General features: G+C 59.5%; 1 protein-coding gene. It reads right to left on the reverse strand.

Annotated features, from left to right (window positions below; translation table 11 throughout):
- Positions 1-21: 21 nt before the first annotated feature.
- Positions 22-291 (reverse strand): hypothetical protein (locus H1B37_RS33560; protein WP_220498509.1); only part of this gene is annotated, 270 nt, incomplete at its 5' end.

Here is a 291-nt window from a genome sequence, read left to right on the forward strand (position 1 = left end):
CGAACGGCGGTGGTCACCGCGTCAGCGCGATTGACCTGAACTCAAAAACAAACTCGACTCGCCGACTGCGGTGCACCACTTGGTTCGCGCGTCCGGCCACGACGACAGGTTGAGCCATCGCCGCTGACAGCCACTGTAACTGATCGAAAACGCCAAGGGAAATCCAGTGCCCCAATCAGCAGCCCACATTCGGGCGTCGGATTGTCTTGGATCGTACTCGTACTCAGCAACGCGGTACTCGTGCTCGTACTCGATCGACAGGCGTCGATTTGCCTTCTTCGGCCGAGTCGG

Source organism: Stieleria mannarensis (assembly GCF_014154935.1).
Classification (GTDB): Bacteria; Planctomycetota; Planctomycetia; order Pirellulales; family Pirellulaceae; genus Stieleria; species Stieleria mannarensis.